The sequence below is a fragment of the Arthrobacter glacialis genome (assembly GCF_002909445.1).
In the GTDB taxonomy this organism is placed as follows: Bacteria; Actinomycetota; Actinomycetes; order Actinomycetales; family Micrococcaceae; genus Specibacter; species Specibacter glacialis.
Window position 1 is genome coordinate 68312 of the sequence record NZ_PPXC01000010.1, and the last position, 15359, is coordinate 83670.

Consider the following 15359-nt stretch of genomic DNA (forward strand, 5'->3'; position numbering starts at 1 on the left):
CTGGAAACCACAGGACTGGGCCCCCCACCCCGAGGGCCCCAACTTTTGGGTCGCTTGCGACCCAAAAGTTGGGAGGGGCTGGGGACTAGAAGGCTTCTGCCAGTTCCTCAATGGACGGGCAGGAGCAGACCAGGTTCCTGTCGCCGTAGGCTTGGTCGATGCGGCGCACAATGGGCCAGTACTTGGCCCGCGGGTCCACGCCTGCCGGGAAGACGGCGTCTTCACGGCTGTAGGGGTGCTCCCATTCCTGGGTGATGCTTTGGGCGGTGTGCGGGGCGTTGACCAGCGGGTTGTCCTCGGCCGGCCAGAGGCCGTCCTGGACGGCGGCGATTTCCTTGCGGATGGAGATCATGGCGTTGATGAAACGGTCAATCTCGCCCAAGTCTTCGGACTCGGTGGGCTCCACCATCAAGGTGCCGGCCACCGGGAAGGACATGGTGGGTGCGTGGAAGCCGTAGTCGATGAGGCGCTTGGCCACATCGTCAACGGTCACCCCGGAGTCTGCCGTGATGCCGCGCAGGTCCAGGATGCACTCGTGCGCCACCAAATCGTGGGCCCCCGTGTACAGCACCGGATAGTGGTCGCGCAGGCGGCGGGCAATGTAGTTGGCGGACAGGATCGCAGTCTGGGTGGCCAGGCGCAGACCGTCCGGGCCCATCATGCGAATGTAGGCCCAGGAGATGGGAAGGATCGACGCCGAACCGTACGGCGCGCTGGACACCAGACCAACGGAGGAGTCAATGCCTAGTTCGCGAGCGGGCAGGTGCTTGGCCAGGTGCGCGCCAACGGCTACGGGTCCCACACCGGGACCACCGCCGCCGTGCGGGATGCAGAAGGTCTTATGCAGGTTCAGGTGGGAAACGTCGGCACCAAACTTGCCCGGCTGGGCCAGGCCCACCAGGGCGTTGAGGTTGGCGCCGTCAACGTAAACCTGGCCTCCGGCGTCGTGAATCATGGCGCAGATGGTGCTGATCTCGGTCTCGAACACGCCATGGGTTGAGGGGTAGGTGACCATGATGGCGGCCAGGCGGTTCTCGTGTGTGGCGATCTGGCGCTTGAGGTCGTCGATGTCGATGTTGCCGAATCCGTCGGTGGCCACAGCAACAACCTTCAGCCCGGCCATGACGGCGGATGCCGCGTTGGTGCCGTGGGCGGAGGTCGGGATCAGCACGATGTCTCGGTCCGGGTTGCCGTTTTCCACGTGGAAGGCGCGGATGGCCATGAGGCCGGCAAACTCGCCCTGTGAGCCGGCGTTGGGCTGCACGGAGACGGCGTCGTAGCCGGTGATCTCGGCCAGCCATGACTCCAGCTGAGTTGCCATTTCCACCATGCCGACGGTGTCCGAGGCAGGCGCAAAGGGGTGCAGATTGGAGAACTCGGGCCAGGTCACGGCAGCCATCTCGGCCGTGGCGTTGAGCTTCATGGTGCATGAACCCAGCGGAATCATGCCGCGATCCAGCGCGTAGTCCGCGTCCGAGAGCTTGCGCAGGTAGCGCAGCATCTGGGTTTCGGAGTTGTGCGCATGGAACACGGGGTTGGTCATGTAATCCGTGGCCCGGACGGGTGTTGGAAGCACGACGGCGGCCGCACCGTTGGCGGATTCCGGCGCCTCAGCGCCGAACAAGGCCGCCAACGCAGCAACATCGGCCTCTGTGGTGGTCTCGTCCACGGCGATCTGGAGGTGGTCATGGTCAACCTGGCGGAGCAGGTAGCCGGCGCGGTGGGCTGCGGCAACCAGCTCTGCGGCCGCGTGTCCGCTCTGCAAAGTGACCTTGATCTTGACGGTGTCAAAGAAGTTGGCGTGGATAATCGTGTGGCCTGCCGCGGTTGCTGCCGCTGCCACGGACTGTGCCCGGACATGGACACGGGTGGCGATCTTTCGCAGCCCTTCCGGGCCGTGGTAGACGGCGTACATGCCGGCCATGACTGCCAGCAGAACCTGTGCTGTACAGATGTTGGAGGTGGCCTTTTCGCGGCGGATGTGCTGCTCGCGGGTCTGCAGGGCCAGGCGGTAGGCCTGGTTCCCGGCGGCGTCCTTGGACACACCCACCAGGCGCCCCGGCAGGGACCGTTCAAGGCCCTTGCGCACTGCCATGTAGCCTGCGTGCGGGCCACCAAAGCCCATGGGAACGCCGAATCGCTGGGAGGTGCCAACGGCCAGGTCGGCGCCCAGTGCACCCGGGGATTCCAGCAGGGTCAGCGCCAGCAGGTCGGCGGCAACCGCCACCACGGCCTTACGCTCCTTGGCGGCGGCAATGATCGGGGCAATCTCGCGGACCCGGCCGGAATCGCCCGGGTACTGCAGAAGCACGCCAAAGAACTCAACGTCAGGGAGTTCGCCGTCGAAGTCGTGAACCAGCAGTGGCAGGCCCATGGCCTTGGCGCGGGTGGTCACCACGGCCAGGGTCTGCGGGAACACATCGGCGTCCACCAACAGAACGGCACTGTCCGGGGCGGTGCGGTTGGTGCGGCGCATGAGGGCCACAGCCTCGGCGGCGGCGGTTCCCTCATCCAGCATGGAGGCGTTGGCCGTGAGCATGCCACTCAAATCCGACACGACAGTTTGGAAATTCAGCAGAGCTTCCAGGCGGCCCTGGGAAATTTCCGGCTGATAAGGGGTGTAGGCCGTGTACCAGGCGGGACTTTCCAGCACGTTGCGCTGAATCACACCCGGGGTGTGGGTGCCGTAGTAGCCCTGGCCGATGAAGGACTTGTTTACCGTGTTTTTGCCCGCCAGAGCCCGCAATTCAGCAAGCATTGCTTCCTCGGAGACGGCGGCTTGGAGCTTCATCGGCTCAGCCGTATAGATAGATTCCGGCAGCGCGGCCTCCGAAAGCTCCTCTAAAGAGCCAAATTCAAGAGTGCTCAACATATGATGAATGTGGGGCTGCGCAGTAACCCCAATGTGTCGATCACTAAACACGGCCGACACGAGGTCGTTTGTGTTCTGGTGTCCGGGCAAATTTTCAGCGGTATTTGTCAATGGGTTCTCCAAGTCGCGAACGTTCCACAGCCATTGTATGTGTCACGGCTATTCGCAGCAGCACATGTTTGAGTAAGCAACGCAAAGGGTAATGGTTCATCCGTGCAAGTAGTGAGTATCAGCAGCCTCAAAGGTGGGGTCGGCAAGACCTCAGTCACGCTTGGCTTGGCGTCAGCAGCATTGGCGGCGGGCATCCCCACCCTGGTGATTGACCTTGACCCGCACGCCGACGCCACCACAGGCCTGGGCGTTGCGGCGCGTGGCCAGCTGGACATCGGCCAGCTCATCAAGACCTCCCGCAAGGCAGATCTGGGCGCCAATGTGGTTCCCAGCGGGTGGCTTGCCGCCCATAAGCACGACGGCGTGGCCACACCAACCCTTGACGTCGCCATGGGCTCGGCGTTCAGCGGCATCTACGACCGCCCCGATTTAGGCAAACGCGATCTCCGCCGGCTCGCCACAGTTTTGGCGAATGCCGACCGGGACGGCACAGCACCGTACCAATTGGTGCTCATCGACTGCCCGCCGTCACTGAACGGCCTGACCCGCATGGCCTGGACGGCCAGCAGCCGTGTGCTCCTGGTGGCTGAGCCTGGCCTGTTCTCCGTGGCCGGCACCCAGCGCACCCTGCGCGCCATTGAACTGTTCCGCACAGAATTTGCCCCGGCACTGGTTCCGGCCGGCATTGTGGCCAACCGTGTCCGCACTGGCTCCAACGAGCATGCTTACCGGTTGGCCGAGATGAACACCATGTTCGGCGAGTTGCTGCTCTCCCCCACCATTCCCGAGCAGGCCAACTGGCAGCAGATCCAGGGCGCCGCCCACCCGGTGCACCAGTGGCCCGGCGATTCTGCCAAAAACGCCTCGGCGTTGTTCGACCGGTTGTTGGATTCGGTGCTCAACCAGAGCGCCACCAGAAGTCGCCTCTACCGCGGCTAGCTTTCCAACTGACCCGCAGAAACTGCCGAAAATTACGCGAAAAACGTTACTTTTCGCCGTTTTCTGCGGGTCAGTTGCTTAATGGGCCGCCAACTGTGGATAACCCAAACGCTGAACCAGAATAGTTGCCATGCTGGAACCATGTTCCATCCAGAAAACTTTCCACCCGAGTTGCTCGCAGGGCCGTTCAGCATTGAACTGGCCAATTTCCTTGGCGTAGGCCCGGGCAGGCTCAAGCACGCCGATGTGCTCAGGCTCAGCCGCGGCATCAAGGCCATCAACATCCAGGACGCATCTCTGGCGCTGCTCACCGCACCGTTCACGCAGGTAACCGGATATTCGGCAGCATCCCATGCCACGGCGTTCACTATTTGGGAGTTTCCGGGTTTCCTGCCCGGCAGTGACGACAACGTGATCCACATTTCCCGCCAAGCGCCCCACGATGAACCCCGACGTGCCGGAATCCATGGCCACACGACCAAATTCCGTGACGACGAGGTGTTCTGCCTCGACGGGCTGTGGCTCACCACGCGGGTCCGCACGTGGCTAGATTGCTCACGGCGCATGTCCATCGAGGAGCTGGTTGTTGTGGCCGACCATCTCCTCCGACTCCCGCGCCCCGAGTTCGAAGACCGGACCGAACCCTACGCAACCCTTGCAGAACTCGAACAAATGCTGGAACGCCACAAAGGGACACCCGGAATCCAGAAGGCCAGACAAGCCCTGACACTGGCCCGCGTGGGTTCGGATTCTGCACCTGAAACCCGGCTGCGTCTGGCTCTTGCCGATGCAGGTTTGCCGGAGCCACTGATCAACGTACCCGTGGCTCTGGCCCATGGAAAGTCACGCACACCCGACGCGCAGTTCCCCGACTATTGTGTTGCTGTTGAATATGACGGCGGCACCCACAATGAGTCAGAGCAGGTGGGCCGCGACATCCTGCGCCAAGAGGACTTTCAGGAAGCTGGGTGGGTTGAGGTGCGCATCGGCAAGATTCACATGCGTGACGATGCCAAGGCGGCCGTCCGCAAAGTCCGCGACGCGCTCTACAGCCGTGGCTGGCGGCCCAAAAAGAACTGACCCGCAGAAAACGGCGAAAATCACGGTAAAACCGTGTATTTTCGCCGTTTTCTGCGGGTCAGTTGGAAAAGCTAGGAGATTTTGCGGTTGGCGCGGCGTTTGCTGAGCTCGTCGTCGGCGTAGCCCTGAACCGCTGCGTGTTCGCTGGGCAGGGCTGCCAGGCTGCCTTCAACCTCGCGCCACACACGGCCCACGGCAATGCCGAACACGCCTTGGCCGCCTTGCACCAGATCGATGACCTCATCGGCTGAGGTGCACTCGTATACCGATGCGCCATCGCTCATCAAGGTGATTTGGGCGAGGTCCTCAACGCCGCGCTCACGCAGGTGTTCAACGGCTGTGCGAATTTGCTGCAGTGATACGCCGGTGTCCAAAAGGCGCTTGACGACTTTGAGCACCAAGATGTCTCGGAAACCATAGAGGCGCTGTGATCCTGAACCTGCGGCGCCTCGCACGGCCGGTTCGACTAAGCCGGTGCGGGCCCAGTAGTCCAGCTGGCGGTAGGTGATCCCGGCCGCTTTGCACGCTGTAGGTCCGCGGTAGCCGGCATGTTCGTCAAGAACAGGCAGATCCTCGGTGAAGAGCAAGCCCTGGGCACCGGCCCTTGTAGCGGGGCTGGGGACAACGGTTGCCGCCAGCTCGCCAGCGTCGCTCGTGGGACTCACGTTATCCTCCTGTTGACAGTCCCCGAATGGATGGGCTGCCAACTCGCAGCACAGCACAAAACACCCGGAATGAGACTTTAAATGAGACTTTAACGGCTCTAATCTTCCAGTGTGCCCGTACCAGCCGCGGCTCGCAATGGGGAACTCTATACTTCGACGTTAGAACGCCGCGGGAGCAAGGTCAAAGACGTTTGCACAACAATTTTGCCGTGTCGAAAGTTTCAGCCTCAGCTTTAAGGTTAGAGATTCGCCAAAATTCCCTAGAATACGCGAACTATTGGCCGAAATCCTCGGGCTCAACGTCGTTGAGGAATTCGCGGAACTGACGAAGCTCACGTTCCTTGGCCTCGTCGTCGACCACCTCGGACTCGGTGCCGTCCTCATCATGATCACCGATCACGACGCCGGCCTCCTCCACCAGGCTCTCGACGGCCCAGATAGCGCACTGGGCCCGCTGCGCAATGGCGATGGCATCCGAGGCACGTGAACTCACTGTGGTGCCGTCGTCAAAGACCAGCTCCGCGTAGAAGACACCGTCCTCAACTTTTGTCAGATTGACCCGCACAATGCTGTGGCCCAGGGCCAGCACAACTCCGCACAGCAAGTCATGGGTGAGGGGCCGCGGCGGCACCACGCCTTGTTCAGCCATGGCTATGGCCGTGGCCTCTGCGGCACCAATCCAGATCGGGATATGGCGTTCGCCCAAGAGCTCGCGCAGCAGCACCAGGGGCTGATTTGAGGGCATCTCGATCCGCACCCCAACGATGGTGACCTCAATCATGGTGCTTCCATGTCTGCGATGCGGGCATGGACCAGAGCGCTGTGCAGGCTCAGGCACAGCTCGGCAATCTCCCGTGCGGCTTCAGCGGCCCGCACGGCCGAAGTGCTGTCCTTGCGTGAGGACAACGGCGCAACCGCCCGCTCCACCAGACCAAACTCCCTGTCCGCTGCGGCCTGAAACGGACGCAGATGCCGCGGTTCCAGTCCGTGGGCGGCCAGGGCCGTGCAGGCCTGGGCCACTTTGAGGGCGTGGTCATCGAAGGTGCCCCTGTGCGATTCCACCAGTCCGTAGCTGAGCATGGTCTCGAACAGCTGCTCGCTGGCACCGGATTCGCGCAGCAGTTCCTCAGGGGTAAACCGGCGCGACCTGCCGTTGAGTTCACGGGCCAGATCTTCGGAAACCATGCGCGGTGCCACGGAAACACCGGGCGGAAGATTTTGCGGCGTAAGTCCCGCATCAAGGTCATCGAGGTAGTCGCGGATGACCTTCAGCGGCAGGTAGTGGTCGCGTTGGAGGCCCAGCACAAACCGCAGGCGTTCGACGTCGGACTCCCGGAATTGCCGGTACCCTGCAGGGGTGCGCTGGGGGCTGATCAAGCCCTTTTCCTCATAAAAACGAATTTTCGATGCCGTCACCGAGGGGAAGTCCGTGGTCAAAAGAGCCAGGACCTCGCCAATGTTCAATACGGCGGCAGCACCGTTCCGCCGATTGGTGGATTGCACATCCACCAATCGGCGTCCGGCAGCGGCGTTCAAACTTGCCACTCTCGCCCCTAGGAGCCGGTAGCGGGTTCGCTGGCGCTGAAGTAGTACGTCAAGCGGAACTTGCCGATCTGCACTTCATTGCCGGTCCGCAGGCGCACCGAGTCAACCCTGTCCCCGTTAACGTAGGTGCCATTCAGGCTTCCGGCGTCGAGAACCTCAAAACCGCCGTCGCACTTCATGAAATTCACGTGACGGCGCGAAACTGTCACATCATCCAGGAAGATGTCTGCATCGGGGTGGCGGCCAGCCGTGGTGACGGCGCTGTCCAGCAGGAAACGTGCCCCTGCGTTGGGTCCAACATGCGCAATGAGCAGTGCGGAACCGGCAGGAAGCGAGTTCACGGCATTTTGCTCATCAGGGGCCAACACGGGAACCGATGTGGGTCCCCCAGTCGCCACTAATGGGAGCGCAATTGAGGTGGTGTCCGTGGCACCAGGCTGGTCCTGGGAGTTCGCCTGACCCGTAACACCGGCGTCATTACTCCTGTCAACCATTGGTACTCCTCCTAGCAAAAAAGATGATGGGAATTCTGTTGAGTTCCCAAGTACTACAAACCTACGAGCCGTGGCTGGGAAAGGCCTGCATGATCTCACGTGCCCCGTGTTGGTGGAGCTGGTGAATCCATGCAAACGACCTTTAACTCCCTAGCCTACCTTTTCTTGGTACTGCGCTGCGCTGAGCAAAGCGCCGTAGCTGGCGGCGTCGGAAAGGGTAATTTCAAGCAACCAGCCAGCACCGTAGGGATCGGAGTTAATCAAGGCTGGCTCTGCATCCAAAGCCTCGTTGCGGGCGCTGACCACACCACCCAAGGGGGCGTAAATGTCGCTGACGCTCTTGGTGGATTCAACCTCTCCCACCACGGTGTCGGCAGTGACGTCGGTGCCACTCTCGGGCACCTGGACGTAAACCACGTCACCGAGGGCGTCCTGGGCGAAATCGGTGATGCCCACGCGCACCACACCGTCCGCGGAGGGTGCTGACACCCATTCGTGCTCTGCTGTGTAGGACAAGTCTGCGGGAATGTTGCTCATGGTGGGCACCTTTCAAGGTTCATCGCGGCCGGGCGAAGAATATGACTAAACAAAAACTAGTTGAACTAGTAGAACACGGCGCAGGAAGGACGTTTCTTTCCATAAACCATATCCAGTCTTTAGTGTGTCAGCATTATTCACAAGTCGAAGGTACCTTCTAGCAATTTTGGCCAGTATTTTATCCGCAGGCGGCCTCATCTCTGCGATGATTTAGCTATGACCGATTCCGCATCACCTACTCCGGCCAGCCAACCCCAAGCCACACTGAGCGCCGATGGGGACAAGAAAACGAAGGCCGCCATGCCGCAGTGGTTGCTCTTCACCATTTTTGGCGTGGGCGGGGCGGCGCTTTTGGTGATTGCCTTTCTCATCGCCTCAGTCACTGTTCCCTTGGTGTGGGCGAATTCCATCCGGGACCAGGTGGGCAGCCAGCTGCAAAACAGCATTCCGCTGGGCATGTTTTACGGTTTCATCTTCACTTTTTTCCCGGTTCTCCTGGTGTGGCAGGCACGCCGCCCCAAGCTGAACAAGTGGGTCAGAATTTCCCTCCTGGCAGTGGGTCTGTTGCTCACCTTGCCAAATCTGCTCACCTTGGCAGTCCTGTACGGGGACACGGGAACTGCGGCCGACGCGCGGGCCACCTGGGCCACCGGCGCCAATTGGTTCGGCACCTGGAGCCAACTTTTCATGGTGATTGGTGTTGTCAGTGGAGTAGCGGTGATCGTCCTGGGCCGGATGTTGTTGCGCCGTGGCAAGAGTATCCGCGAATTCAAGGCTGCACAGAAACTGGTCCGTGAGACTGAGCAGGCCCAAGCCCGCACCGCCAAGGAGAACGCCAAGATGGCCGAAAAAAAGGCCCGTGAGGATGCCCGGGCAGCCGAGAAGGCCGAGAAGGCTGCGGCACGGGCCAACCGCCGCGGCCCGGGCGGGGCGCCCGACAATGCCAGCAGCTCCGGCGCTGGCTCCCCTCCGGAACCACCCCAGGCCTAGATGGTTGCGTCAATGCGGATTGTTTCAATGCCGTGCGTGCTGGTGGGCGTCTACCCCGGGCAGCCGGCGGCGGTGGTGCATGAGGGGGCAAAGTTGGCTGACGCTTTGGGCTATCCCCTGGTGTGTGCCTATTCCAACCCGGCCAGATATCTAGTCAGCGAAGCCACTGACGGAAGCGTCACCTCGGCGTCCGTTGACCCCGATTTCGCTGACGACGCCGACGCAGATTTCCCCACCGGCCTTGCGATTGCCTTGGCGGGGCAGCTCGCCACGCTGCACATGCCGTGGCGTACGCTGCTTTTGGCCGGCGACCCCGCGCAGTCCCTGGCCCGTTGCGCCAACACCCTGGCCGCCGGCATGATCGTGGTAGGCACCCATGGCGACGCCCACACCTCGCTGCGGCAGGTTTTCAGCCATTCCGTCGCCGCCAGGCTTGCCCGCCAACAGCACCGGCCCGTTCTCGTCATCCCCACACACCACCGGCCGCCGGAGCCCAAGTGAGCCTGCCATTCCTGCGCCCGCAATCCTTGGGTTGGGTGGCGCTCGGGGGCACTCTTGGCGCCGGGGCACGCGAGGCGCTGATTCTGGGGATGCCCGACGTCGGTCACGTTCCTTGGGCAATAGTCCTTGCGAACATTGTGGGCGCGTTCCTCTTGGGATTGCTCTATTCAGCCTTGTCCACGATCCCCCAGGCGCGCGCGCAGCGAACCAGGCGGCTGCGGTTGCTGCTGGGCACTGGTTTTTGTGGCGGATTCACCACCTACAGCACCTTGGCCTTGGGTGTTGTTGTGATGGCCGGATCCGGGGGCCTGTTCTGGGCCACCGCCTATGCCTTGGGCACAGTTTTGTTCGGGGCACTTGCCACCTGGGCCGGAATAGCTGTGGGGATCCTGGCCGGTCCAGGCGCCGTCCATCGCCCGTTGAAAACAGACGGCCAGCGATGACACCTCTGATTTTTCTGGCCATTGCCGTTGCTGGCGGTGTGGGGGCTGCGGCCCGTTTTGCCTTGGACGGGTTCATCGGCCACAAGCTGCAAGCCTCTTTTCCGTGGGCCACCTTCATCATCAACGTCTCCGGTTCATTGGCCTTGGGCTTGTTGTCGGCTGCGGCCGCTGGGGTCTTCCTGCCGCCGGAGTGGTCCCTGATTTTGGGTGTCGGATTCCTAGGCGGTTACACCACCTTCAGCAGCACCAGCTATGAAACCATCCGGCTGTTGATGGACAGGCGCATTCTGGCCTCATTGACCAATGCCCTGGGCACACTGGCGGCCAGTGTTGGGGCTGCGGCGTTGGGATATGGGCTGGGAAGCCTGCTCTGACGCCGCCCAGCTAGCCCGTTGGCTCAACGCTCCAGCTCATGTGCAGGAGCGGGAACGGCAATCCCTGGGCGTCTGTTTCCGAACGGCCCCGTGGCTTGAAACCGCGCCTGATGTAGAAAACTGCAGCCCGCGGGTTTTGTTCGTTGACATCCAGGGTCAAGGTGGAAAAGCGCTGCTTGGCCCAGTCAAGAAGCATGCTGCCAACGCCCATTGACCGCGCCTCGTCGGCCACGAAGAGCATGGCAATTTGCCGGGCCTGCATGCCAATGAACCCCACAAGGCAACCGTTGACCTCCGCCACCTGCACCGTCAGGTTTGGCAGGTACTCATCCCGGACCACCGGTTCCAGCCGATCAATCACTTCCGGGGGCAGGAAGTGATGGGTTGCTTCCACGGAATCGCGCCAAATATTGGTGAGTTCTTCCAAGTCTTCAGGTCCGCGAGATTCTCGCAGGGTCAGAACGGGTGCACTTTTCATGGTCCCGTCATCGTCCCCTGGGCTGGTCTTGGTGGTGAGTGCTTCTGCGCGTCCGTCGCTGAGCAATTCTCACCCTACAGCCGGGCCATGCCGGATGTGCCCGATGAGATCAAAATGTTATTGCCGCTGCTTGTCGATGACATATTTTCCGCGTCTGGGGCCGTTGCAGACATTCGCTGGCGACAGGGTGCCTCTGGCGAAAGAACACAAAGGCCCCCGGACACATCAGGGCAACAAAAAACCGCTTCAACACCCGATGTTGCAGGTGGTGAAGCGGTTCTTTTTGGTGCACCCCTCCGGACTTGAACCGGAAACCCATTGATTAAGAGTCAATTGCTCTGCCAATTGAGCTAGAGGTGCATGTACGGCATTTACCACTCTCAACATGCTCCCCAGTGGAGAATTTGTTAAGGCGACTCGCACAGCATCGGCGAGATACTGTACGAGCCTAACCGCCGCTAACCCTGAGAAGGGCGCCTTGGCTACGTAGAATAATACCTGCCCCCAGCCGGATTATCGGCATCGAAACAGCCAAATGAGGGAAAGGTCACTTTGGTGGTCATTTGGCTGTCAGTTGGACCGCCACAACCCGGCCCGACGCCGGCAGTGACTGATCCATAACACCGGGCCAATCCGCAACCAGCGCGTACAGAGTGTTGGCGTCATCGCCGCCCACGGCGCAGGAGAAGCAGGCCTGTTCGAAGGCAACAGTGCGCACCACGTGGCCGCCCTCGGCAACCAGCACGCAGTGCCGTTGCCCCACATCGGCATACCAAATCCCGCCCTCACCCCAGCAAATCCCATCCGGGGCACTACCCGGCACGGCTGCCCACACGCGCCGATTGGTCAGCGAACCATCGTCGTGGATATCAAAAGCCGTGAGGTGCCCCGCGTGGGATTCGGCAACCACCAGAGTTCCGCCGTCGCCGGTAACAACCATCCCATTGGGGAAGGCCAGGCCGTCAGCAACAACCCGGGACGCGCCGTCGGGAGTCACCAGGGCAATAGTCCCGGCAACTGCGGCAGGACCGGGGAAAGTGAATCCAATGCAGTTGACGTAGGCGTTGGCACCTGCAGTGGCCACCTCATTCCACGGGGAACCCGAGTGCTGGCCAAGATCCGCAACGTCCTCAAGGGTGCCCGCCGGACTCAGGCGCAGAAGTTTGCACTCCGAGCCGGAGACGATCAGCAACTGGCCGTCCGGGAGCCAGTCGAAGGTGATGGGGAACGACGGGACGGGGATGCTTTGATGGTCCAGGCCGGCCGGATCCATGGCATGGATGTGGCCCTGGAGCCAGTCGGCGTACCAAAACCGGCCGCCATGCCAGCGGGCCGACTCACCCATGCCGAGCCCTTCGGCCAGCACACGCATGTTATTCATGGAGGCTCCTTCACCTTCGCCGTGACTTGCACCGTGAATCCGCCGTCAACTGGCCCGGAAACAGAGGGCTGAAATGATGCGCGGGCCACGCTCCTCCACAGGAATTGTTTCATGCGGCACCAGCCCGCCCAACAGCACAATGCTCTGCCCCGGTACGGCCTTCACCATGCCCGCACCACCCTTCGGGTCCCTGCGCACGGCGTCAAGGTCCGCACCCCGGTAGCCGGGATGGACCAGAAGTGCCCCTGCCGGATCATCCGGCGGTGAATCATCGCGCAACACAGTGATCAGGGTGACGTCGCAGGCGTCGATGTCCAGGTGAAGGCCCAAATAGTCACCCGGGCGCACGTAGTAGCTGTAGCTGCCGCGCCCACCAGTGGGCGAAACCGGTGCACCGCACAGCTCAGACAGATAGTCGGACAGCCAAGGGGCGGCATATAAGGCATCCTGTACCAGTCCCCCGCCTGAGGTGAAGAGCTGGCGCGGAGGGGCTCCCCCACGTCCGGTGGCCCCGTCGCCTTCGAATACTCGTTGCTCGTCGGCGCCGGGATACAGCATCATTGCCTCGGCCAGCAGTTCGGCGGCTTGCGTCGTCCCGGGCAGGCCGTCCACCACAATCACGCCCCCGCCCTGAGCCAATGGGCCCATGGCCAGGCGTTCTGCGGCCCCGCTTCGCAGCTGTGTGATCAACCGTCGCCTCCCATCAATTCTGTCGGTGGTTCAAACACCACGGCGCGCACCATGGCCCGTTCGTGGTCCGGCAGTCCGTCCAGCGGAAGTTCGGCTTGCCCTGCTGCCGACCAGCCCCCATCCGCCGACTTCACTGGTGTGACGCCGAAGTACCGCCGAAAGATGCTGGCAGGCCCCTCGATGGAAAACGAAATGCCCACCGGCTGATGAACAGTGAACCCCGCCGCAGCCAGCTCGGATTGGACTGCGGCAAAGGCTCCAGACGCAGGCAGGTGCCGCGCGAGTGTCGCAGCGGTGAGTTCGGTATCCAAGGGCGGGCCACCTGGTGATTGTAGGACCACCAGCGCGACCAGCCCGTCGGTTTCAGCCACGGTTCTACAGCTCCGGAGGTTGGGGCGACTCGATGATGAACCGCTCAATTTCCGTCACGTCTTGGTCTGTCAACGACATCCCCTCAGATTCCATCCGCCCCTCGTCGTCTTGTCCGATGATCGGAGGAATCGGCCCAAACGGCGGCCGGAACGGGATGATCGGCACAATGGGTCCAACCGGCGGCCGGAAGGGGATCACCGGCACGATGGGCCCAAAGGGCGGCCGGAACGGGATGATGGGAACGATCGGCCCCACCGGAACAATCGGCCCAAAGGGCGGCCGGAACGGGATCACCGGAACAATCGGCGGAAGCGGACGGACGGGGCGGACGATGCGGCAGCGCAGCTTGGCGATGAGCACCGCCCTGTGCGCGTCAACAAGACCGTGGCCGGTGGCGGTGTCGGGGCCAACCACGGCCACGTTGCCGAAGTTCGGATGGTTGGTTCCGGCGGTGACGTCCTGTGCCGTGGTCATGAGGATGTCCCGGATGGCCGCCGGATTCAACCGGGGGCACGTCTGTCGGATCAAGGCGCAGACTCCTGCAATCTGAGGCGCCGCAGCCGAGGTGCCACTAAAGGCAGCCCAGCCGTCATTGGTGAGCGTCTGGTCCCCGTTGGGATGCGTGCCGCCGCCGTTGCCGACGTCGATGGCGCAACCTTCCGGGATGGGCAGCATGATGTACATCGCCCGAGGCAGCATGCCGACAAGGCCCGACACGTCGGGCACCCGCCGCCCGGCGTAGATGTTGGACATGAACCCGCTGGTGTAGTTTGAGGCACGCAGCGCCCCGTTGCGTTCGCGGTTGACGCCGCCGACGGAAATAACATCCGGATGCTGGCCCGGGAAGCCCCAGCCACCGTTGCCGGCAGAGAACACCACAGTAATTCCGCCGGAGACAGCGGCAGCGACTGCTGCCGCCAGCGCCTGGTTGGCCGCGCTCAACGGGCCGTTCTGCTGGTCCGATCCCCAACTGTTGGTAATGATGTCAGGTCCCAGGGCCACAGCGGCGTTAAAGGCCGCGGTGACGTTCACGAGTGCGCCGGTCGCCGTCGCCGTCTTGACCGGGAACAAGGTGACGTCCGGTGCCGTCGCGAAAATGTTGGCAGATTCGCCGGTACCGTGCCCGTTCTCGTCAACTGTGGGGTCAGCCGTGCCCGGGCCCCAAGTTGTGGGCTGCACCAGGTAGCCGTGCTCGGTGAAGAACGGGTGCGTTTGAAATCCGGTGTCAACCATGGCCACCTTGACGCCCTTGCCGGTAATACCGGAGCGATGGGGGTGTTCGGCGTTGAGCCCCACGGAAACGTCGTCGGGGACGTTCAGATGAAAATAGTTGACCGTTGGCGGCAGCGAGTCCGCCGTGTGCAGGTAGTAAGGTTCCTCGATGGCGATGCCATCGAGGACGCCCTCAAACACTGTCCCAGCCGGATCGATCAAACCAGGGATGTCCGTGTCGGCGTTGTCGATGAAAGTAGCCAACCCCTCGACACCGCCGGGCTTATGGACGGGCCGTTCCTGGGTGTAGAGGTGGGCGCCGAACGCTGAATCAAACAAAGCGCGTGAGCCGCAAAAGTTGACCATGAGATTGGTGGCCTGGAGTACTTCGAAGCCTGCCTCGCTGAGAGCCGCAATGGCTCTCTCGACAACCTCATCGTCTGAGAAATGCAGCCCGAGCGTGTCCACGGTCGGTACCAGGCCCGGAGTGAACATCGAGACTCCGCCGACGGACTGTGGCGAAGCCATGGCGAAGATGCGGTCCGGGAACTTGCTTGCCGCAGGCGGTGAGGACGCCTTCCCTTTGCCCTTTCCAGCGCCGTGGGCCGCACCAGCGCTCACGGCCTTTTTGCCTGCTGCTTTGCTAACCATGACTCTCCCCTTACAATCGTATTT

At 62.2% G+C, this 15359-nt stretch carries 17 protein-coding genes and 1 tRNA gene; 6 read left to right on the forward strand and 12 right to left on the reverse strand.

What is annotated here, in order from left to right; all coding sequences use genetic code 11:
- Nucleotides 1-85: 85 nt before the first annotated feature.
- Nucleotides 86-2962, reverse strand: coding sequence for an aminomethyl-transferring glycine dehydrogenase (gcvP, locus tag CVS27_RS13385; RefSeq protein WP_103466327.1), 2877 nt, complete (start codon nt 2960-2962; stop codon nt 86-88).
- 123 nt (nt 2963-3085) lie between these two features.
- Between gcvP and CVS27_RS13390 the strand changes: the two genes are divergently transcribed.
- Entirely contained in the window at nt 3086-3922 is an 837-nt protein-coding gene (locus tag CVS27_RS13390) for a ParA family protein (RefSeq protein ID WP_103466256.1), read from the forward strand.
- Between the two features lie 141 nt (nt 3923-4063).
- Nucleotides 4064-5002, forward strand: a complete 939-nt coding sequence (locus CVS27_RS13395; RefSeq protein WP_103466257.1) for a putative endonuclease domain-containing protein — start codon at nt 4064-4066, stop codon at nt 5000-5002.
- Between the two features lie 71 nt (nt 5003-5073).
- Here CVS27_RS13395 and CVS27_RS13400 read toward each other — a convergent pair whose 3' ends face one another.
- The 5 genes from CVS27_RS13400 to gcvH all read right to left on the reverse strand — a co-directional run bounded on the left by CVS27_RS13400 (nt 5074) and on the right by gcvH (nt 8243).
- Complete coding sequence (locus CVS27_RS13400) at nt 5074-5667, reverse strand: MerR family transcriptional regulator (protein WP_103466258.1); 594 nt, start codon at nt 5665-5667, stop codon at nt 5074-5076.
- Nucleotides 5668-5941: 274 nt separating this feature from the next.
- On the reverse strand, nt 5942-6448 hold the full coding sequence (locus CVS27_RS13405; protein ID WP_103466259.1) for a bifunctional nuclease family protein: 507 nt from the start codon (nt 6446-6448) through the stop codon (nt 5942-5944).
- Nucleotides 6445-7170: a transcriptional regulator FtsR gene (ftsR, locus tag CVS27_RS13410; RefSeq protein ID WP_243399873.1), complete on the reverse strand. Its 726-nt coding sequence runs from the start codon at nt 7168-7170 to the stop codon at nt 6445-6447. Before ftsR ends, CVS27_RS13405 begins: the two co-directional genes overlap by 4 nt.
- A gap of 50 nt (nt 7171-7220) precedes the next feature.
- Nucleotides 7221-7706 carry an FHA domain-containing protein gene (locus CVS27_RS13415; protein WP_103466261.1) on the reverse strand — a complete coding sequence of 162 codons (486 nt, stop codon included), beginning with the start codon at nt 7704-7706 and terminating at the stop codon, nt 7221-7223.
- A gap of 150 nt (nt 7707-7856) precedes the next feature.
- Nucleotides 7857-8243 (reverse strand): glycine cleavage system protein GcvH, encoded by a 387-nt coding sequence (gcvH, locus tag CVS27_RS13420; RefSeq protein WP_103466328.1) that lies wholly within the window; start codon nt 8241-8243, stop codon nt 7857-7859.
- 216 nt (nt 8244-8459) lie between these two features.
- Here gcvH and CVS27_RS13425 point away from each other — a divergent pair, with 216 nt between their 5' ends.
- Genes CVS27_RS13425 through crcB form a run of 4 tightly spaced genes read left to right on the forward strand, consistent with a single transcriptional unit; the run spans nt 8460 to nt 10551 of the window.
- A complete protein-coding gene (locus tag CVS27_RS13425) occupies nt 8460-9233 on the forward strand; it encodes a hypothetical protein (protein ID WP_103466262.1) in 774 nt (257 codons plus the stop codon).
- Nucleotides 9234-9245: 12 nt separating this feature from the next.
- The gene (locus CVS27_RS13430; RefSeq protein ID WP_165788140.1) at nt 9246-9734 is read left to right on the forward strand and encodes a universal stress protein; all 489 of its coding nucleotides are present in this window, start codon (nt 9246-9248) and stop codon (nt 9732-9734) included.
- Nucleotides 9731-10177 (forward strand): fluoride efflux transporter FluC, encoded by a 447-nt coding sequence (locus CVS27_RS13435; RefSeq protein WP_243400183.1) that lies wholly within the window; start codon nt 9731-9733, stop codon nt 10175-10177. The genes CVS27_RS13430 and CVS27_RS13435 overlap by 4 nt, the downstream gene beginning before the upstream one ends.
- Nucleotides 10174-10551 (forward strand): fluoride efflux transporter CrcB, encoded by a 378-nt coding sequence (gene crcB, locus CVS27_RS13440; protein ID WP_103466264.1) that lies wholly within the window; start codon nt 10174-10176, stop codon nt 10549-10551. The genes CVS27_RS13435 and crcB overlap by 4 nt, the downstream gene beginning before the upstream one ends.
- A gap of 10 nt (nt 10552-10561) precedes the next feature.
- Here the strand turns inward: crcB and CVS27_RS13445 are convergent, their stop codons facing one another.
- The 6 genes from CVS27_RS13445 to CVS27_RS13470 all read right to left on the reverse strand — a co-directional run bounded on the left by CVS27_RS13445 (nt 10562) and on the right by CVS27_RS13470 (nt 15335).
- Nucleotides 10562-11029, reverse strand: a complete 468-nt coding sequence (locus tag CVS27_RS13445) for a GNAT family N-acetyltransferase (RefSeq protein WP_103466330.1) — start codon at nt 11027-11029, stop codon at nt 10562-10564.
- A gap of 284 nt (nt 11030-11313) precedes the next feature.
- Nucleotides 11314-11389: transfer RNA gene (locus CVS27_RS13450), tRNA-Lys, on the reverse strand.
- A 199-nt stretch (nt 11390-11588) separates the two neighbouring features.
- A complete protein-coding gene (locus tag CVS27_RS13455; RefSeq protein ID WP_103466265.1) occupies nt 11589-12410 on the reverse strand; it encodes an SMP-30/gluconolactonase/LRE family protein in 822 nt (273 codons plus the stop codon).
- 45 nt (nt 12411-12455) lie between these two features.
- Nucleotides 12456-13100: a hypothetical protein gene (locus CVS27_RS13460; RefSeq protein ID WP_103466266.1), complete on the reverse strand. Its 645-nt coding sequence runs from the start codon at nt 13098-13100 to the stop codon at nt 12456-12458.
- Nucleotides 13097-13471, reverse strand: coding sequence for a hypothetical protein (locus CVS27_RS13465; RefSeq protein ID WP_103466267.1), 375 nt, complete (start codon nt 13469-13471; stop codon nt 13097-13099). Before CVS27_RS13465 ends, CVS27_RS13460 begins: the two co-directional genes overlap by 4 nt.
- A gap of 4 nt (nt 13472-13475) precedes the next feature.
- On the reverse strand, nt 13476-15335 hold the full coding sequence (locus CVS27_RS13470) for a S8 family serine peptidase (protein WP_103466268.1): 1860 nt from the start codon (nt 15333-15335) through the stop codon (nt 13476-13478).
- Between the last annotated feature and the right edge of the window lie 24 nt (nt 15336-15359).